Here is an 18,947-nt window from a genome sequence, read left to right as displayed (position 1 = left end):
TATTTTTCTTTATTATGATAAAAGTACTGGCTCTAAAATTAACAATACTTATATGGGCGCCTCAAGGATGTATAAAGGATTATTAAAATCGTGGAATGACGATAAAGGCTTTGGCTTTATTAAATCAACCACACTGCAACACGATACCTTTATACATATATCATCGCTCAAACATATGAGCCGCAAACCTAAAGTGGGCGACATTATTTACTTTGAGGTTGCAACTGAGCCTAACGGTAAAACTAAAGCTGTAAATTGCCGTATTGAGGGCGTACTAGCGCAACCACACATAAAAACTTCAACAAGGCCGGTTAGAATAAGCAAAACCTCAGGTAAGAACTCACCTTTAATGAAACTTATAACGTTTGGGATTATTTTTAGTATTGGTTTTAGTGTTTATAAAACCGGTTTTTTAAATACCAAGCAAACACCTGTAGTCACTAACGCTAATATAGAATCATTTATGCCCGCTAGTTCAAGCTCACTTAATAAATCACAGCAAGTATTTCGCTGTGATGGCCGCCAACATTGTAGCCAAATGACCTCCTATGCAGAGGCGTTATTTTTTATTCAACATTGCCCCGATACTAAAATGGATGGGGATAAAGATGGCGAGCCCTGTGAACGGCAGTTTGGGAATAGGTAGTTTTTATATTGGGGTTATTAATAAACTAAAAATTAGTTTTGGGCTCTTAGGTGGAATACGATTTTTAGCAATACAGTTATAAATAGCTGGTGGATTTAAAGCCATTTATCAAGGAGGTTGTTATGTTTAAAGTAATAATTAGATGTGCTGTTATATTTTCGTTTGCTTGTATGTTACTCGCCGCGGCGCCTTTTACGCCTGCAATATCAGGTTCATTTATTATGCTGTTGTTCGCAGGGGCTATAGGTTACAAGGGCTATCTGCAATCAAGCTTAATACTGCTGTTAATTAATACGCTTGCAGTTATTGGCAGCCCAGTTACAGATATAGGCAACACCCAAACATTACTGTTTTTACCAATATTATTTTTAATCTCATTTGGTGGCGTTTTATTAGGCGTAAGAAAGTTAACTTTAAAAAACGATTTGTAGACGAGAGTTTGCACATATTTTATAGCTAATCCATATGATGAACCAACTCTTACTTCTCTTTGTGAAAAAACCTTAAAAAGCGATTTTCACAAAGAGAAACTAAAGAGGAAAAATGCAAAAATATAGGCTTACACGTTTTTACTTCTTCTAAAAACAAAGCGCTTCTTAGGCCTCTATGTAAGTAACGCATTTGTATTCAAACCTAATGAGGTCAAAAACTAAAGCACTTCAAAAATGGCTGCAATACCTTGCCCGCCACCAATACACATTGTGACTAAACCATATTTACCATTGATACGTTTAAGCTCATACAAGCATTTGGTGGTTAGTATGGCGCCCGTTGCGCCAACAGGGTGCCCTAACGCAATTGCGCCGCCATTCGGGTTTACCTTATGCGCAGGAAAGTTTAGCTCGTTAGCAACGCACAGTGCTTGTACTGCAAAGGCCTCGTTAGATTCAATCACATCTATATCGTCAATAGATAAACCCGTTTTTTCAAAAACCTGCTTTACTGCAGGAATAGGGCCGATACCCATTAAAGTAGGATTAACGCCTGCTCTGGCATAACCCACTAAACGAGCGAGCGGTTTTAAGCCTTGGTCATTTGCTTTTTGCTCTGACATAAGTACCAACATGGCTGCACCATCGTTTATACCGGATGAGCTTGCTGCGGTAACAGTTCCATCTTTTTTAAAGTAGGGCTTTAAAGTTGCAAGTTTATCGACTGTGGTATCGGCGCGAACATGTTCGTCGGTGTCAAAAATATGCGTCCCTTTTCGCGACTTGATTTCTATTGGTACAATCTGCTCTTTAAAGTGGCCTGCACTAATGGCATTAGCTGCTTTATGATGGCTGTTTGCTGCGTACTCATCTTGCTGCTGACGGCTAATTGAATATTTTTCTGCGATGTTTTCAGCAGTTATTCCCATCGGGTTATTATCCCATGGGTCTTGTAAGGTCGTGGTAAGCTCATCAACCATAGTGCTATTACCCATTTTTTGCCCCCAGCGGTTACTTTCGAGGGTGTAGGCAGAGCTACTCATGCTTTCTGCTCCGCCAGCAAGGGCTGCATCTACATCACCTAATTGAATTTGTTGTGCCGCTTGTATGATTGCTTCAAGCCCTGAACCACATAAGCGATTAAGCGTTACAGCGTGGCTGCTTATAGGTAACCCAGCATCTAGTCCAATGACCCTTGATAGGTAAGCGTCTTTTGGGCCGTTATGAATAACTTTGCCTACCACACATGAGCCAATTTGGTCCGGGGTAAGCTGAGATCTGGTTAGTGCTTCTTTTGCGCACAGTGTGCCAAGCTCAGCGGGGCTAAAATCTTTAAGGCTGCCACCAAAGCCACCAATTGCAGTACGAACCGCACTGAGTATTACTACGCTGTTGTTTGTATTTTGTGTCATTGCTGTTCTCTTATTATTTTTATAATCATTTTTGCTGAAATATGTTTAATAGACAAAGGAGATCAATACTTTTATTAACATCAAAGCATAACGTTTAAATAAACTAAAGGCGAGGTTGGGTTGAGCTGTATGTGTTTTCTAATAAAGTGAAAGTAAAATAGGCGTGTGATAATTATATTTTTGTGTAAATTTATAAAATAGGGCTCTCATTATGAGAGCCCTCGGGGATTTATAAATCAATCATTTCAATATTAACAACTACATTTTTAAAACCAGCATCTTCAAACTCTTTTTTTAACTTTTCTGAACTTGAATAATCACTAGCTGAAACACTTCGCTTACTCCTTTGGTCAGTGACAAGTGGGGTTTCGTCACCAAAGTAAACGCTACCAGCAAATTGGCTTTGTGCATAAAAGTGACCTGTTAGGGTTGTTTTCTTAGGTCTTAAAACATGGCTTAAATAGTATTGCATTGTTGATAAGCTTGTTTGTTGTATCATCCAAGGCCAATCCCACTTTTTATTCTCACCTGGTATATAACGGTGTTCCCATTGATATTCAATGCTCTTATCTTGGCCTGCCCAGCGGCCAATTACAAAATTAGCGGTGTCATTAGGTCTGTTTTCTGGGTGGCTTAATAAAGCATTGCCTCCCCACCGCATAAAGCCATTTATAGATAGATCGTAGGTAATATCAGCATCGAATGAATAAGGATACGATATTGATGATTTAAACAAATCGACCTTTGCATTAAGCTTCGTGAATGCTGGCACATTGGTTCTTGCTTGTACCACAACTCGTTCAGCTTCAGAGCCGCCATTACTTGTTCCCCATGCTTGCTCTGCTGCTATTGTGACAGATAACGAAGTGTCTGAGCCACCAGTAACAGAGGGAGACTTCCATGTATTAGATAAGGTAACAGACTCAGAAATACTGTAATCATTGGTTTTAGACCAGTTGGTTGCCGCATCGTATTCAATGGTAACGACTGACATTTGAGCTGCTGACGTGTCATTCACTGCAGGGACTGTTAGCGTTTTAATTAGTTCTTTGTCAGCAGCAACAATATCACCAGTTATTTTATATGATTCGTTATCCATCACATATTCAAAGTTAGATACAGTAATAGCTGACTTTTCATCACATCGGTAACCATCACAACTTCCACCGTTGTAACCTTGTATTTTCCATCCTGAGCCCGTTTTGGACACCTCCATGTCATCACCAACATAGCTTGAGCGATTTCCACCAACCCACGCAAATCCCATTGTATGAGCAAGGTATGAAAGGGGTTTTATAAAACCCTCTTTTTGATTTACTAAGTCCCATTCAATTTGGCTTTGACTGCCAGGCGATACTTTTACTGGACTTAATGTAGGTATTTCATTAATGGGATCGGTAGGGTAGCACCAAGAATTTGCAGCAGTCCCTTGTTTGATTTCACCTGCGTAACCAGAGCCCATAATGACCCAGCCGTTAGCCAATCCCGTTATTTGCCACTTCCCCATTTTGTTTACAAGGTCGTTTCTGTAAGTTTGCGCTTCAGCTTTTGTAATTAATCTATTATCAGCTGAGCATACTCCTGCACCTAAGCTTTCATTTTTAAGTTGATCTGGATAAATTCCAGTTGTATTAGCATTTACAAAACTTGTGTGTGACAACAGCAATAGAGGTATTATTTTTTTCATTAAGTTACATCCTTTAAAATCATATTTTAATTAGGCCCTAATTAAATAATCTAATTTTGGACCGATTTTGATTCTAAAGAACTCGCTATATTTTTATAGAGTGTTAAATAAAAGTTGATTTTTCAAAAATATTAGTTGCTTAAATATTACAAAAAATCATTAAGGCAATAGTGCTGTTGTAGCTACATTTTTATCCCCTTGAGAGAGTACTCTAAAAAATCGATTAGATAGCGTGTACTTTTTGGGATTAGTTTATCAGGCCATATTAGGTTTACATCTCGCTTAACGGGTGTGTACTGTGTTAATACTTCAACCAAGCTTTCATCTTTTATATAAGGTAATAAACAATATTTTGGGCCATAATAAACACCTCTTCCTTCAATAGCAGCTAAGGCACACATTTCTATATCGTTAGAAATAAAGTTAGGTTGAGGTTTAAAAATAACCTTCTCATTTTTATTTGCTTTAAAAGACCAATTTTCGAATGGCGAGCACGATATGTGGGGGAGTTCAGCCAAATCGTTAAAATTACTTGGCATACCATATTGCTTAATTAAACTCGATGAGCAAGCTAAAACAAAGCTCATTTGGTTAATGACTTTACATATATTTTGTGAGCTATCTAATTTTCCAATTCTAATAGCTAAATCAAACTCGGTGGCTTTTAAATCAAGACGTTCATCTGATAGCATCATATGAATCTTAATATTTGGATAAAGTAGGGTGAATTGATTTATAACGCCTGAGAAGTAGACACTTTTTATAAAGTTTTGCGGCGCTATTAATTTAATTTTACTCACTTCATTTTCACTAGAGTTCTTAAAATTGCACAGCGTACTTTGTAAACCCTCTACGTGAGCTAAGCAATGGCTATAAAAGCTTTTTCCAGGCTCAGTTAATCGCAAACTTCCTTTTTCACGATAAAACAACGCTAAAGATAAGTCTTCTTCAAGTTTTTTTATTTTTCTTTGTAAGGTGGGCAAAGGAATATTTAACTTTACTGACGCTTCATTAAATGTTTTGTAATCATTTACTTTTATAAAAAGCGCGATGATATCAAGCAAGGTAAATCTCCTGTATAAATTTGAGGTATAAAATCGTATTTAGTACTTAATTATTGGTTAGATTCATAAAACTAATCATTTATTTAAAGTACCCATTAGTCCCTTTTGTGGCAACAAAAATTTTACCTTTGTATTAGAATGTTTAATAAATTATTGTGAGCGAAGGTGTACTTACTTGAGGTATTAGTAATTAAAGATTCTACAAATAGCGCGTTTTTGAAAATAAAAACTCAGTAGAAACAATCCGTAACATTTTACTATAACGTTTTAATAGACAAACAATAAGCTAGTAATTACGCTAGACACACTTTTTGGGTGAATAATCATGATGCATAGGATCTGATTACCTAAATGGAATTTGCCATGATAAATCAACAGAACCGAAGGTATTAAAGATGAATATATTTATAAAATGGTTGATTTTAGCTGCATTAATTATTGCCGCTATTACGTGTTATTCGTATGGTAGTACTACTGGCTTATTTATTTTTATTATTGCGGGCTTTGTTTTTGAAATGGCGTTTATGGTATTTCCTATAAAAAAGAAATCGTCATTGTAGAAAGCTATTTAACCGTCTTGAAAAATTAATTTTTTTAGTTAGCGAGATAAGGGAATAAATAAAAAGGCTGCATTTTTTACAGCCTTTTTGGTTTAATAAACTTAATGGGTAACTCTATCGCCCCAAATGTCTTCTAGGCGGCTATCACGGCCACAGCGCCAGCGATAGGTATTATAACGAATAGGGTTATTTTTATAGTAATCTTGATGATAACTTTCTTTGCCCTTTATCGGGTAAAAGGTTTTCGCATCAAGAATAGGGGTTATCACTGTTTGCTTAGTAAACTCACTAATAACAGCTTGTTTAGATTTTTGAGCTAGCTTTCGTTGTTGCTCATTAGCTACAAAAATTGCGCTACGGTAGCTTGGGCCTTTATCACAAAACTGACCTTTGGCGTCAAAAGGATCAATGTTAACCCAGTAATGGTTTAAAATATTTTGATAGCTTAATACGTCAGTGTTGTAGGTAACCAGAACGGCTTCGTAATGGCCGCGATGATTACCATTGTAAGTAGGATTTTTAATTTCACCGCCAGTAAAACCTGAGATCACATCGGTTACACCTTCGAGTTTTTCAAAGTCACTTTCCATACACCAAAAACAGCCTCCGGCTAAAATAGCTTGTTCAGTTTTAGCGTACGTTAATGAGCTAAACAAAAGCCCCACAGAGGTTAATGCTAGCGCTAATGTGTGTTTCATAAAATTTATCACCTGTAGTTATGAATAAATACTTGTATAGTAAGACCCGCTAACTTTAAAAACTCTTTCATTACAATGTGGCTGGGGGGGTTGAACTTACTTTATATAAAACGGATGCTATGTATGAAAAGTTTAATGACGACTGATAATTTGCATGATGAATTGCTAGTCGTTCTACAAAACAACTTTGTTTCCTCAGAGTATAAACTTCCAAACGCTGATGAGTTAATACCTCATAATCAAAATGCTCAGTACCATGGGTATGCATTCACTATAAACCATAAGCGAATAATTTACAGAAAAGCTAAAGTTACTCCAGACAGACCAGGTGCTTTTTTAGCACTATGGAAACGCCCAGCGGATTGTAGTAATTCTAAGCCAATTCCTTTTACCAATGAGTTTGACTACTTATTAGTGGCGGTTTCAAGTGATGGATTAACCTCTAGTAACAACCAAGTAGTAAATTTACAAAGTGGTTTATTTATATTTCCGGTTGAGTTGTTAGTTAAAAAAGGCATAGTTACAGGTACGAACCGTAAGGGAAAAACCGCTTTTAGGGTGTTTCCACCTTGGAGTGAAAGTAGGGCTCTGAGTGGTTCAGGCGTATTTAGTAACGCAGCTAAAAGCACACAGCGTTGGCAATGTGATTATTTTTTACAGCAGGACCAATATGGCTTAGTTGATTTAATTAAGTTAAACAAAATTTTAGCTAATGCTGTTTAAATTTGAATTATTAAGTCACTTTACCAGCATTGTTTTATATAGGGTTATTTACTAAAGTGAGATCATACAGTAATACGAATAGTAGGTAAGATATGAACCAGTTAACCGAAAAGTCAATTAGTTGCCCTTACTGTGGCGAATCCATAGAAGTATTAATTGATGTGGCTGATATTGATGAGCAATACATAGAAGACTGCCAAGTGTGTTGCAGGCCTATTTCGTTTGTCGTATTTGAAGATAACGACGAACTTAATGTAAATGTATACAGTGAAGATGAGGCGTTTTGAATATTTAGTGAAAGTTGGTGAACCGAACTTTTACACAAATCTAAGCTGAAAATTCAGTAACTTTAATTTTTCTTAATGATATTGGTTGTATATGATACCAAAGTGTTTTAAATGCCATGCTAAAATTTCATTATCGTGGTTTATTCTATCTTTAATGTCGACTCGTTATAGATGTATTCGTTGTGGCTCATTGCATGAATTTACAAATCGTCACCGTTACTTAGGTGTCTTTTTTGTTTTGCCATTGATTCTTTTAGTTAATTTGACGGAGAGTTTTATAACTTCAAATGTGCTTAGAGTGATTTTATTAATTTGCGTAGCTGTTTTTATCATGATCTTAATACCTGGACAACACCAGTTAAGTGTAAAAGATGATTTGGAAATTAAAAAAAAGAAATAAGTTGTCATATCTACAAATATTACATTAACACATGATCTATATGGATATAAAAATGCATAAAATTATAATATGTCTTGCTATTTTAATTACGCTGATCTATTCACCTTTACTTTATTCGAAAGAGAATGATATTCAGTTTAAATGGAAGTTAATTGAAGTTATTGCATCAGATATAGATACAATAAAAATTGATGATGGTAATTTTTTTAAAATTGATAACTCAGGTATTCTCCAAATAATGAAAAAACATGGGAATAGATACTACCCTTACACAAGGGAAGGCAAAATATTACATGTAACTTCGGGAGAAGTAGTCAGAAAATGGGAAGTGCTACATGTTGATGAGCATAACCTACGTCTAGACTCCCCACTCGGTATTTATGTTTTAAAACGTTAATAATGAAAATTTTTAATGCTTTTTTCTATTATAAGTACCTTACTGATTTTGCTGTTCACGCGCTAATTGGTTAGGCAGCAACTCCTCCACAATTTCTCTCGCTGGTAAGGTGTAACGTACGCCATCAAACATAACCGATGTGAACTCATCAATATTAGTAATGCCGGTAAGGGTCCAACCTTCACCACGTTTTGGGCAGTAAACAGTAGTAGTTGGCTGTATTACTTTAAAATTGTCGCTCATAGTTTATCTTAATTAATGCTTGTGAATACGATATGGTAAGTTAATAATGACGTTCTATAAAGTGCTATTTAAAGCGCGTTTACTTTATTTGGCATAGGCATGTTTAAAACGATAAAATTACCCCGCGTTACCTTGCGTTTAATTACCCACAAACATGGCGCAGCGCTATTAACAATTTTAAATAATCCCCTCGTTTATGAGTTTAACGATTATAAAACGCCGCTAAATAAAGAGCATGTTAAGCAATTAATTCAAGATGATATATCGAGTTATTATCAAGGGGAAGGTGTTCGGCTTGCGATTGAACATAATATGTCTGGCGACTTAATTGGTACTTGTGGTTTGTATAACATTAATAACCAAACTAAAACTGCTTATTTGGGCTTTGAGCTTGATCCTTTTTATTGGCAACAAGGCTTAATGCATGAAGTACTTAAAGGTTTTGTCAGTGAGATACATCGCTCTTTGAACATTGAACACCTATACGCAGAAATTCATGGTAAAAATGTACGCTGTTATAACTTACTCACTAAACTCGGCTTTGTATTTAACCAGCAACTTAGTAACGGTGTATGGCATAAGCAATTAACTAAAATGGATGGCGCATGAGAATTAAAAAAGCGATTATTTTAAATACGTTGCTTACGGCTAGTGTATTTGGGCTTGCAATAACTGGGGTTAGCTATTATCAAAATGATGTTTCAGAGTTTGTTGATGTAACCCTAGATTCGAAAGTGCTTGAAGAGTCTCGAAAAGTATTTATAAGATTACCTAACAATTATGATAAAACTAAAGCTTATCCACTTTTTATAAAAACAGACGGTAATTTTAATTTAGCTAATTGGGATAAGGCGCTAAAAGCATTAAATCCTGAAAGTATATTGAATGAGGCTATTTTAGTTGCCATACCTAATCAGTTTTTTACTGATACTCGAAATCGTGATCTTGTGCCACCTTATGCAAGGAAGGACGTTAATATAAATCCTCGACCTAACAATGAAACTTCGCCTGAACTTTTTGGGAAAGCTGATTTGTTTTTAGCTTTTATAGAGCAAGAATTACTGCCATATATAGCGGCTAATTATAAGTTAACTAGTCAACGTGGGTTAATAGGCTTTTCTGCAGGTGGAAGCTTTACTCTATATACTTTACATAGTAAGCCGCAGCTATTTAATGCTTATTTTGTGTTTAGCCCAGCCGCTTGGTATGACGATATGACAGTGACTAAGCGGTTTGATGCATTTTTAAAAACAAATATAAATTGTATAAAACAACCGACATTTTTATATATCACTGTCGGTGGGGCAGAGCACTCTTTAATGCTAGGTGCATACAATAATTTAGTTACTAGTTTAGCAAAACATCCAAACGACTGGCTTAAGTGGGGAAGTACAATTAATAGTAATGCTGAACATAATCAAAACCCTGCACTTAGTGTCGATAAAGCACTGTTAAATTATACGGGTTCTTGAGCTCGCAAATTAATACGCCTTCTGATTAATTAATGACGGTGATCAATTAAATTTAGTTTGCATTGATTTATATTGCTTTACTCCTGGTGGAGCACACACCCTAAAGAACACATCATACTTTATTTAATTTAAAACAAGTCTTAGCAATAGGTGAATTTTTTAAAAATATAATCAGGGAGGGGGGAAATTGGTGGCGTGTATTGGCGTTTTTTTTAACTTATATCTACGCGTTTTATTAAGTGAGTTATGTAGGAACAGGAAAACCAAATTAAACAAAGCAACAATGTAATTATTTAGATGTTCTAAGTTAGACATTTTAATTGCAGCTAACATCGGTTTTTCCATCAATGGTTCAGTAATACACAGACTTAAACTCCAGCTTTTTATAATTGACGTTACAACAATGCAATTTTGTTGCTCAGTTGCCTTAACATGCTTTCTGCATTCGGTATCTCGTCGTTTAAACCGGTGATCAGGGTCATAAAATAACAGTCCATCATCACACTTGCTTTTGTTTCATCAAAGTTTGGTTGTTTACTAAATAGTAGTTTTTTAAATTCATCCATTTGTGCTTTAAAAAAATCAGCACGCCAAATAATGTCGCTAATTAGTAATTTACTAAATTCACTGTTTTCACAATAAAAGGAGTAAAGGGGGTGAGCGTAGTGGCGTAACTTCAATCGAGGAGGGTGCTGAGTATCTGATTGCTTTGCTTGCTCGATAATAACTTTAATTTGTTGCTGCATACCGGCCATAAGCAAATCAATTTTATTTTCAAAATGGCTAAACACAGTACCAACGGCCACATTAGCTGCAACGGCAATTTCTCTTGTTGATGTGTGGTCATAGCCTTGTAATAAGAAAAGCTCCCATGCAGAAGCTAAAACTTTATCCCGTGTTTTTTCTTTTTTACTCATAGTATTCAATGCTTTATAATTTTGTTGGATGTTGAGCTTAAATCAGCACTTGATTAATTGAGCGCGCTCAATTAAATTTATGAGCATGCTCAATTAATCAAAAGGTGATACATGGAGTTTATCAAACGTGTTATTGGTTATGTACTTTTTATTCCACTTATTTATTTTTATTCTTTTATTCTCGGCCCAATACTAAAAGCCGTTTTAGTCCCAGGTGGGGTTACCTTTTTGTGGCTTATTTTAGGGCCACAAGAGGGAACACGTGCGTTAAAAAAAGCATTTAAGAAAAAGTAGTAAAACCTTCAGTAAAACAAATAAAAAGCCCTGCTATTTTGCAGGGCTGTAGGGTCTGTTGACCTTTGCTATTTTAAACTTGAAAGCAAAACAGGCTATTAAAGAACGTATCTAAAACCAAAAGCAATACCGTCATCTTCCGATTGTTCCATTTGTGCTTGTTGTTGCTTATTATCACTTTCAAAATCACCAAAGTCTTTACGCGCTTCTACATAAAGTTGGGTGTTTTCATCTATTAAGTAATGCACACCAATAACAGCAAATTGACGCTTAAATACATCGTTAGGATCGGCATTAAAGTTTGGTTGAATTACGTAGTCATCACCTGCATCAAATAAGTTGTAGGCAATAAATGGTCTAAAATCGTTTTCAAAACGATACGACACGAACGTTTCAATACCAATTGCATCTTTAATTAAACGACCAATGTTATCTGTGTCGTGGTTTTCGTTTTTATTGATATTAGCAGCTACATATAAACCTGGCGCATCAATATTGCCCCAAATAACACCGGCACCGTAAATTAAATCGTCAACTGAGCGGGTTGTTCCGTCGCCATAAGTTAATTCAAACTCGCCGCGGTTAATACCCGCGGTCAGTTTTAGCTTATTAGTCACGTTATAGGTTACTGCACCGCCAAATGTATAGTTAAATTCAACTTGTTGCGCAGCAGTATCGCCTGACTCAAAATTAGCCCGGCATTGTGATTCTGTAATATCACTTACATCACAGGTATAAAAAGCGCTATTTTTTAACTGAGTTTGCATACTAAAATCAAAATCACCGTAACTATTACGGTATTGCAATGTTTTATCGCCACGTCCCGTGCCATTTACAGCACCGTCGTCTTTGTTGTAGGTATAGACACCTGCGGCATTGCCATCCCAAACATAGCTGTAGTTAGTTGCATATACTACGTCAAACCACGCACCCCATTGTTTACCAATAGTAATTTGGCCGTATTTGTCGTGTTTAAGTCCTGCATAACCTAAACGATTATACAAAAATTCATCTTGAATTGATTCAAAACGGTTGTTGTATACAATATCGCTACTGCCAACAGGGTTTACACCCCATTCAACTAAAGCCATTGCTTCCCAGCCATTCTTTAGTTGGCGTTTAAAATCAAAATTAATTCGTGAGGCACCATTAACCACTTCATTTTGACCTTGAGTATTAATTACTCGCGCATCTATATAACCGCCAATTGCGACTGTATTTTTTTCATCCTTAAATACTTCGATTGCTGAAACACTCGGTGTTGTTAAAACACCTGCAATCGCGAGCGATACTAATTTTATTTTCATTGTGTGTGCCTTGCCTAAAAAAGACGTTTTTATAATTACTAAATTCGAAGTCGTGCAGACTAGCAAAGCAATAAAAGGCTCAAAAGTGAAAAATTATCAACGATAATTAATACGAAATGCGCTGCTTGTTCACTTTAAGTTAATACTGTTTTTATTTTGTAGCCGTATAAACTGCTATTTAATTTTGGAATAAGACATTAGGCTTAAATGCAGGAGAGAAAGTGTTGAGTTTTTTTCATAGTTGCTACTGTCGGCATAGGTAGAGCTAAAACTCTAATACTATAAAAAACGTTAATATAGCCGTATTAAATGTTAATAAAAGTAAAATGCGACCAAATAGCGTTTTAGCACGTTAAATTTTATTTATTAGCAATAACTGTAATTGTTTTTTTATTAAACATTTTTTTACCGCATTTACAGAATAATAGTGAACTTTACATAGCTTTTTTACTTTAACACGGTCTACCACTGTGGCTATTCCAATCCTTATTTAGCAAAAAAATTGCCACTGTTTACTTTAGGGGATGCTATAAACTTTCATAGAAAAAAACGCTGATTTGGTTTAAACTGCGCGCAATTTAAATACTTCAGTCTCCCTTGGAGGGTAGCGCTATTATTAGTACAGCTAACATCACCATGCAATTTGGTGCTAAACCATTATTTGAAAATATCTCAGCTAAATTTGGTGAATCAAACCGCTATGGTTTAATTGGCGCCAATGGCTGTGGTAAATCAACGTTTATGAAGATTCTAAGCGGTGAACTTGAACCATCATCGGGTAATGTAAGCACAGATCCTAATGAGCGTGTTGCTAAACTAAATCAAGATCAGTTCGCTTACGAAGAATACTCTGTGATCGACACTGTAATAATGGGTCACAAAGAACTTTGGGATATAAAACAAGAACGCGATCGTATTTATAGCCTACCAGAGATGAGTGAAGAGGATGGCATGAAGGTAGCCGACCTTGAAACTGAGTTTGCTGAAATGGACGGCTATTCTGCTGAGTCTAAAGCGGGTGAGCTATTACTGGGCGTTGGTATTGCTACTGAACAACATTACGGTCCTATGTCTGAAATCGCACCAGGTTTTAAACTCCGTGTGCTATTAGCGCAAGTATTGTTTTCAGAGCCTGATATCATGTTGCTTGATGAGCCTACCAATAACTTGGACATTTACACAATTAAGTGGTTAGAAGATGTTCTAAATCAACGTGACTGTACTATGATTATCATCTCGCATGACCGTCATTTTTTAAACTCAGTATGTACGCATATGGCCGATATTGACTACGGTGAATTACGTATTTACCCGGGTAACTACGATGAATATATGTTTGCAGCGACCCAAGCTCGCGAGCGTTTATTGAGTGAAAACGCCAAAAAGAAAAGCCAAATAGCTGAACTACAACAGTTTGTATCGCGCTTTTCTGCTAATGCTTCAAAAGCAAAGCAAGCAACTTCACGTGCAAAACGTATTGATAAAATTCAATTAGATGAAGTGAAAGCTTCGTCACGTCAGTCGCCATTTATCCGTTTTGAACAAGAAAAGCAGTTATTCCGTAACGCGCTTGAAATGACTAGCTTATCGCAAGGCTTTGAAGAAACTTTATTTTCAGGTTTAGAAGGCCTAGTTGAAGTAGGTGAACGCATTGCTATTATTGGTGAGAATGGTGTCGGTAAAACAACACTACTAAACACCTTAGCAGGGCGTTTAGCGCCTAAAAGCGGTGAGTTTAAATGGTCTGAAAATGCTAATATTGGCTATTATGCGCAAGACCATGCCGATGAGTTTGAAAAAGACATGAACTTATTTGAGTGGATGGAACAATGGCAGCAAGAGGGCGATGACGAGCAAGTTGTTCGCAGCTTCTTAGGTCGTATGTTGTTTTCACAAAACGATATTAAAAAATCTGTAAAAGTTATCTCAGGTGGTGAGCAAGGTCGTATGCTGTTTGGTAAAATCATGATGCATAAACCAAATATCTTATTAATGGATGAGCCGACTAACCACATGGATATGGAATCTATAGAAGCGCTTAACTTAGCACTTGAAGCGTATGAAGGTACCTTGATGTTTGTGTCACACGACCGTCAGTTTGTATCATCAGTTGCTACCCGTATTTGGGAAATTAAAGACGGTAAAATTATCGACTTTAGAGGAAACTACAGCGAATACTTGGCGAGTAAAGAAGCATAACAGCAAGTATTTTCAGCATTTAAAAAAAGCCATGTTTAACATGGCTTTTTTATTGCCTGCTGGTCGCATTACTGCGGCATTTAAGTATATAATACCCGGCATAAAACCGGACATAAGTCCGCTATTTTTAAAATACATTACTGAGGAGTATTTATGACTGTTGGCATTATTATGGGTTCTAAATCAGATTGGCCAACCATGGAACACGCTGCGCTGATGCTAGAAAAATTTGGCATTGCTTATGAAACTAAAGTGGTTTCTGCTCACCGCACTCCTCAATTACTTGCTGATTACGCAAGTTTTGCAAGCGAACGAGGCATTAAAGTAATTATTGCAGGCGCAGGTGGGGCAGCCCACTTACCGGGTATGGCTGCAGCGTTTACATCATTGCCTGTTTTAGGCGTTCCAGTTAAGTCAAAAGCGTTAAATGGTGTTGATTCATTATTGTCTATTTGCCAGATGCCTAAGGGCGTTGCTGTAGGCACATTGGCTATTGGTGAGCCAGGTGCAGCTAATGCTGGTTTATTGGCTGCACAAATATTAGGCTGTCAAAATCCTGAAATTTTCGCCAAAATTGAAGCGTTTCGTAAAGAGCAAACCGACACTATTCTAGCTAACCCAAATCCTGCAGAGTAATAATGACTATATTAATTTTAGGTGCTGGGCAGCTTGCGCGAATGATGAGCCTTGCTGGCGCACCGCTTAATTTAAATGTGATTGCTTATGATGTTGGCAGCCAAAAAATTGTGCACCCGCTAACCAACCAAGTGTATTCAACCACACTTGAGCAAGCTATCAATGATGCAGATGCGATTACCGCTGAGTTTGAGCATATTCCCGATGATGTATTAACGCTTTGCTGCAATAGCAATAAGTTTTATCCAGGTAAACAAGCAATAAAAACCGGTGGTGACCGTTCGCTTGAAAAAGCCTTGTTAGATAAAACCGAAGTAGCTTGTGCACCATACCAACTTATTACTGAAAAAGCGCATCTTGAACAAGCTGCTAAAATATTAGGTAAGCCGTTAGTTATAAAAACCTGCCAAGCTGGGTATGACGGCAAAGGCCAATGGCGTTTAAAATCTGATGATGAAATAGACACTATTTGGGCTGAAATGGCTGACTTTATTGCCTCAGGTACAGAGCATGCACCTCATTCAATTATTGCTGAGAAAATGATCCCGTTTGATCGTGAAGTCTCTATTATTGGCGCGCGCGACAAAGAGGGTAACGTTGCAATTTATCCACTTACAGAAAACCAACATACCAATGGTGTATTAACGCTTTCACTAGCCGGTAAAGATAATAGCTTAGTAGAGAGCCAAGCAACCTCAGCATTTACCCGTATTGCAAATGAGCTTAATTATGTAGGTGTATTGGCCATAGAGTTTTTTGATGTACAGGGTACGTTATTAGTTAACGAAATAGCTCCTCGAGTGCATAACTCAGGACACTGGACACAGCAAGGTGCTCACTGCTCGCAATTTGAAAACCATATGCGTGCTGTTGCAGGGTTACCTTTGGGTAATACGCAAATTAAGCAACCTACTGCTATGATCAATGTATTAGGCCAAGCACATATTCCTGCTGATGTTTTAAAAACGGCGGATGTAACCAGTCACTGGTATGGTAAAGGCGTTAAGCCCGGTCGTAAAATGGGGCATATTAATGTTTCGGGTGAGAGTTTACAGCAATTAGGTAACCGCCTAGCTGAACTTACATCATGCTTGCCAGAGCAGGATTACCCAGGCGTATTAGCTACTAGCAAATCGCTATTATAAGTTAAAAAATCAAGCGGTAAGTTGAATTCAATTTATCGCTTTACCTTCTAAAGGTTTCTTTTCAATGATCCACCCAAAGTTTCGTACTATTGTGTTCGCTTTTTTTATGGCACTTTTCATGTCAGGCTTTATGTCGTTTGTTATTTCAATTTTTAATGTAGGAATGGTCGAAAATATTGTAGCTATATGGCTTAAAGCCTGGTTATTTGCCTTTTGCATTGCTTTTCCTACAGTTATATTTGTTGCTCCCGTCGTACATAAACTGACAAATAAACTTATTCGGCCTTAAAGTGATGATTATCACTAAATTGCATAAGCCAATATTTATACTCTTACTCGCTTTGTGTATGACTCCTTTTTTAGGTGCTGGAAGTGCATTGGTTTTAGGCGCTATATTTGCTATTACCTTAGGCAACCCGTTTAGTGAGCTTTCTCAACAGGCCAGTAAAGTGATGCTTAAGCTTGCCGTTGTGGGCTTAGGCTTTGCTGTTGATTTTAATGAAGTAATTGAGGTAGGACGCAGCTCTTTAGTATTAACAATTGTTAGTATTACTGCCATAATCGGGTTTGGAGAGATTTTAACCCAAGTTTTTAAGCTTAATCGTAATACAGGCGTGCTAATTTCATTTGGTACCGCTATTTGCGGTGGCAGCGCCATTGCCGCTATGGCACCGGTTATAAAAGCTAAAGATCACGAAGTCGCTGTTGCCTTAGGGATTGTATTTTTACTTAATGGCGTGGGATTATTATTATTTCCCGCAATTGGGCATTATTTTGAGTTAACCCAACAGCAATTTGGTTTGTGGGCCGCATTAGCCATTCACGATACTAGCAGCGTAGTAGGGGCATCGGCTACTTATGGTGCTGTGGCACTGAGTATTGCCACTACGGTAAAATTGACCCGTGCGATGTGGATCATTCCTTATACAGCGGTTGCGGGAGTGTTTATGCGCTCTGATGAAAAGGCAAGTATTCCTTTATTTATTGTGGGCTTTTTATTAGCCGCATTAATAAATACTTATATGCCGTCGTTTTCATCGACATGGGAACTTATTAATAGTGCAGCTAAGCAATTATTAGTGGTTACACTGTTTTTAATTGGCAGTGGTTTGTCACTATCGGTTCTTAAGCAAGCAGGTATAAAGCCATTTTTGATGGCAATTACTTTGTGGGTTATAGTCAGCAGCACAATTTTATTATTAATTATAGATGGATTCATATAATGAAACGTAATCTTAGTATTACAGCAATCAGTAGTGTGTTATTTGCTGTTTTTTCTAGCAGCCCTGTATTGGCTGAATCGCTACGCGTAGCAACCTTTAATGTCAGTATGGATGCCACTAATTACACCGCTAAAAATGAACAAGTAAAAAGTGATGCACTGGTAAATGCACTGCGTTCAAACCACCTGCAAATTAAAAATATTGCTGAAATAATCCAGCGCGTCCGCCCAGATGTAGTACTACTCAATGAGTTTGACTACATTCCAAAAGAGCAAGGTATCGAGTATTTTAAAAGCCATTATTTAAATGTAGGGCAAAATAATCAAGCAGCAATTGATTACCCATACGTTTACATTGCCCCCGTTAATACCGGCTTAGCAACTGAGTTTGACTTAGACAATAACGGCAAAAAAACTGGGGTAATGGGTGATGCACAGGGCTTTGGTTTTTTTGAAGGCCATTACGCAATGGCGTTTTTATCTCGCTACCCGATTGATTTTGACAACATCAGAACCCTGCAAACCTTTAAGCACAAAGATTTACCTAATGTACAAATGCCGGTTGACCCAAAAACTAATACCAATTGGTATAACGATGAAGAGTGGAATACTTTACGTTTAAGCTCTAAATCTTTTTGGGATATACCCGTAAAAGTAAACGATAAAGTAGTCCATATGCTAGCGTCGCACCCAACACCACCTGTGTTTGATGGCGAAGAAGACAGAAACGGTATTCGTAACCATGATGAAATTAGGCTTATTGCCGATTACGTTAATAACGAAAGTTACCTTTATGATGATAATGGTAAAAAGGGTGGGCTTGCAGCAAAATCGCGATTTGTGATTTTAGGTGATCTAAATGCCGCACCTGAAGGTGATAAAAAGCGTACTAATACTACAGATCAAATACTTAAAAGCCCATTGATTAACGCCGGTTTTATTCCAACCAGTGAGGGCGCAAAAGAGCAATACCCGCAAGCTTATGCTAAAAACTATACCGCTAATTGGCAAGCACGCGTTGATTACGTACTCCCTTCAAATTATGGCTTAACCATAAAAGGTGGTGGAGTTTTTTGGCCGAAAAAACAAAGCGAATTATATCGTTTAATTAAAGATAGAAATGCATCAAGCGACCACCGATTAGTCTGGCTTGATTTAACGGTTGAATAAACGGGTTACTCACCCCAATATCAGCGTTGTTTGTCTT

General features: G+C 37.1%; 22 protein-coding genes. 15 read left to right on the top strand and 7 right to left on the bottom strand.

Features of this window, described 5'->3' with window-relative positions; all coding sequences use genetic code 11:
- The first annotated feature begins 67 nt into the window (after nt 1-67).
- Together P3J6_RS12515 and P3J6_RS12510 are read left to right on the top strand one after the other, a co-directional pair.
- Nucleotides 68-646 carry a cold shock domain-containing protein gene (locus P3J6_RS12515; RefSeq protein WP_198523187.1) on the top strand — a complete coding sequence of 193 codons (579 nt, stop codon included), beginning with the start codon at nt 68-70 and terminating at the stop codon, nt 644-646.
- 122 nt (nt 647-768) lie between these two features.
- On the top strand, nt 769-1,077 hold the full coding sequence (locus tag P3J6_RS12510; protein ID WP_198523186.1) for a DUF6419 family natural product biosynthesis protein: 309 nt from the start codon (nt 769-771) through the stop codon (nt 1,075-1,077).
- Nucleotides 1,078-1,295: 218 nt separating this feature from the next.
- Here P3J6_RS12510 and P3J6_RS12505 read toward each other — a convergent pair whose 3' ends face one another.
- From P3J6_RS12505 to P3J6_RS12495, 3 genes are all read right to left on the bottom strand, one after another.
- Nucleotides 1,296-2,489, bottom strand: coding sequence for an acetyl-CoA C-acyltransferase family protein (locus P3J6_RS12505; protein WP_198523185.1), 1,194 nt, complete (start codon nt 2,487-2,489; stop codon nt 1,296-1,298).
- A 229-nt stretch (nt 2,490-2,718) separates the two neighbouring features.
- A complete protein-coding gene (locus tag P3J6_RS12500) occupies nt 2,719-4,176 on the bottom strand; it encodes an aerolysin family beta-barrel pore-forming toxin (RefSeq protein WP_198523184.1) in 1,458 nt (485 codons plus the stop codon).
- Between the two features lie 182 nt (nt 4,177-4,358).
- Complete coding sequence (locus tag P3J6_RS12495) at nt 4,359-5,240, bottom strand: LysR family transcriptional regulator (protein WP_138606173.1); 882 nt, start codon at nt 5,238-5,240, stop codon at nt 4,359-4,361.
- Nucleotides 5,241-5,635: 395 nt separating this feature from the next.
- Here P3J6_RS12495 and P3J6_RS12490 point away from each other — a divergent pair, with 395 nt between their 5' ends.
- Nucleotides 5,636-5,800 carry a hypothetical protein gene (locus tag P3J6_RS12490; protein WP_171039595.1) on the top strand — a complete coding sequence of 55 codons (165 nt, stop codon included), beginning with the start codon at nt 5,636-5,638 and terminating at the stop codon, nt 5,798-5,800.
- A gap of 101 nt (nt 5,801-5,901) precedes the next feature.
- On the opposite strand, the gene msrA is transcribed toward P3J6_RS12490, so the two are convergent.
- Nucleotides 5,902-6,498: a peptide-methionine (S)-S-oxide reductase MsrA gene (gene msrA, locus P3J6_RS12485; protein ID WP_198523183.1), complete on the bottom strand. Its 597-nt coding sequence runs from the start codon at nt 6,496-6,498 to the stop codon at nt 5,902-5,904.
- Nucleotides 6,499-6,621: 123 nt separating this feature from the next.
- Here msrA and P3J6_RS12480 point away from each other — a divergent pair, with 123 nt between their 5' ends.
- The 3 genes from P3J6_RS12480 (at nt 6,622) to P3J6_RS12470 (ending at nt 8,305) form a co-directional block, all read left to right on the top strand.
- Nucleotides 6,622-7,221 (top strand): MepB family protein, encoded by a 600-nt coding sequence (locus tag P3J6_RS12480; protein ID WP_198523182.1) that lies wholly within the window; start codon nt 6,622-6,624, stop codon nt 7,219-7,221.
- Between the two features lie 92 nt (nt 7,222-7,313).
- Entirely contained in the window at nt 7,314-7,508 is a 195-nt protein-coding gene (locus tag P3J6_RS12475; RefSeq protein ID WP_054200950.1) for a CPXCG motif-containing cysteine-rich protein, read from the top strand.
- Nucleotides 7,509-7,960: 452 nt separating this feature from the next.
- Complete coding sequence (locus P3J6_RS12470; protein WP_076919501.1) at nt 7,961-8,305, top strand: hypothetical protein; 345 nt, start codon at nt 7,961-7,963, stop codon at nt 8,303-8,305.
- A gap of 39 nt (nt 8,306-8,344) precedes the next feature.
- Here the strand turns inward: P3J6_RS12470 and P3J6_RS12465 are convergent, their stop codons facing one another.
- Entirely contained in the window at nt 8,345-8,548 is a 204-nt protein-coding gene (locus P3J6_RS12465) for a hypothetical protein (RefSeq protein ID WP_075169221.1), read from the bottom strand.
- A 99-nt stretch (nt 8,549-8,647) separates the two neighbouring features.
- Between P3J6_RS12465 and P3J6_RS12460 the strand changes: the two genes are divergently transcribed.
- Both P3J6_RS12460 and P3J6_RS12455 read left to right on the top strand, forming a co-directional pair.
- Nucleotides 8,648-9,157, top strand: a complete 510-nt coding sequence (locus P3J6_RS12460) for a GNAT family N-acetyltransferase (protein WP_075169222.1) — start codon at nt 8,648-8,650, stop codon at nt 9,155-9,157.
- Nucleotides 9,154-10,020 carry an alpha/beta hydrolase gene (locus P3J6_RS12455; RefSeq protein ID WP_198523181.1) on the top strand — a complete coding sequence of 289 codons (867 nt, stop codon included), beginning with the start codon at nt 9,154-9,156 and terminating at the stop codon, nt 10,018-10,020. Before P3J6_RS12460 ends, P3J6_RS12455 begins: the two co-directional genes overlap by 4 nt.
- A 395-nt stretch (nt 10,021-10,415) precedes the next feature.
- Here the strand turns inward: P3J6_RS12455 and P3J6_RS12450 are convergent, their stop codons facing one another.
- Nucleotides 10,416-10,937, bottom strand: a complete 522-nt coding sequence (locus P3J6_RS12450) for a TetR/AcrR family transcriptional regulator (RefSeq protein WP_198523180.1) — start codon at nt 10,935-10,937, stop codon at nt 10,416-10,418.
- Nucleotides 10,938-11,048: 111 nt separating this feature from the next.
- Here P3J6_RS12450 and P3J6_RS12445 point away from each other — a divergent pair, with 111 nt between their 5' ends.
- A complete protein-coding gene (locus P3J6_RS12445) occupies nt 11,049-11,231 on the top strand; it encodes a hypothetical protein (protein WP_138606183.1) in 183 nt (60 codons plus the stop codon).
- A gap of 98 nt (nt 11,232-11,329) precedes the next feature.
- On the opposite strand, the gene P3J6_RS12440 is transcribed toward P3J6_RS12445, so the two are convergent.
- Nucleotides 11,330-12,538, bottom strand: a complete 1,209-nt coding sequence (locus P3J6_RS12440) for a porin (protein ID WP_198523179.1) — start codon at nt 12,536-12,538, stop codon at nt 11,330-11,332.
- 612 nt (nt 12,539-13,150) lie between these two features.
- Between P3J6_RS12440 and P3J6_RS12435 the strand changes: the two genes are divergently transcribed.
- The 6 genes from P3J6_RS12435 to P3J6_RS12410 all read left to right on the top strand — a co-directional run bounded on the left by P3J6_RS12435 (nt 13,151) and on the right by P3J6_RS12410 (nt 18,910).
- Nucleotides 13,151-14,737, top strand: a complete 1,587-nt coding sequence (locus P3J6_RS12435) for an ABC-F family ATPase (protein ID WP_138607347.1) — start codon at nt 13,151-13,153, stop codon at nt 14,735-14,737.
- Nucleotides 14,738-14,890: 153 nt separating this feature from the next.
- Nucleotides 14,891-15,373: a 5-(carboxyamino)imidazole ribonucleotide mutase gene (gene purE, locus P3J6_RS12430; RefSeq protein WP_198523178.1), complete on the top strand. Its 483-nt coding sequence runs from the start codon at nt 14,891-14,893 to the stop codon at nt 15,371-15,373.
- 2 nt (nt 15,374-15,375) lie between these two features.
- Nucleotides 15,376-16,518, top strand: coding sequence for a 5-(carboxyamino)imidazole ribonucleotide synthase (locus tag P3J6_RS12425; protein ID WP_178956091.1), 1,143 nt, complete (start codon nt 15,376-15,378; stop codon nt 16,516-16,518).
- 64 nt (nt 16,519-16,582) lie between these two features.
- Nucleotides 16,583-16,807 (top strand): DUF2798 domain-containing protein, encoded by a 225-nt coding sequence (locus P3J6_RS12420; RefSeq protein WP_075169227.1) that lies wholly within the window; start codon nt 16,583-16,585, stop codon nt 16,805-16,807.
- 4 nt (nt 16,808-16,811) lie between these two features.
- Nucleotides 16,812-17,741, top strand: a complete 930-nt coding sequence (locus P3J6_RS12415) for a YeiH family protein (RefSeq protein ID WP_138607334.1) — start codon at nt 16,812-16,814, stop codon at nt 17,739-17,741.
- Nucleotides 17,741-18,910 (top strand): endonuclease/exonuclease/phosphatase family protein, encoded by a 1,170-nt coding sequence (locus P3J6_RS12410; RefSeq protein ID WP_198523177.1) that lies wholly within the window; start codon nt 17,741-17,743, stop codon nt 18,908-18,910. The genes P3J6_RS12415 and P3J6_RS12410 overlap by 1 nt, the downstream gene beginning before the upstream one ends.
- Nucleotides 18,911-18,947 lie beyond the last annotated feature (37 nt).

The sequence above is a fragment of the Pseudoalteromonas sp. 3J6 genome, assembly GCF_903995135.1.
GTDB lineage: Bacteria > Pseudomonadota > Gammaproteobacteria > Enterobacterales > Alteromonadaceae > Pseudoalteromonas.
This window is presented reverse-complemented; position numbering and strand designations above follow the sequence as displayed.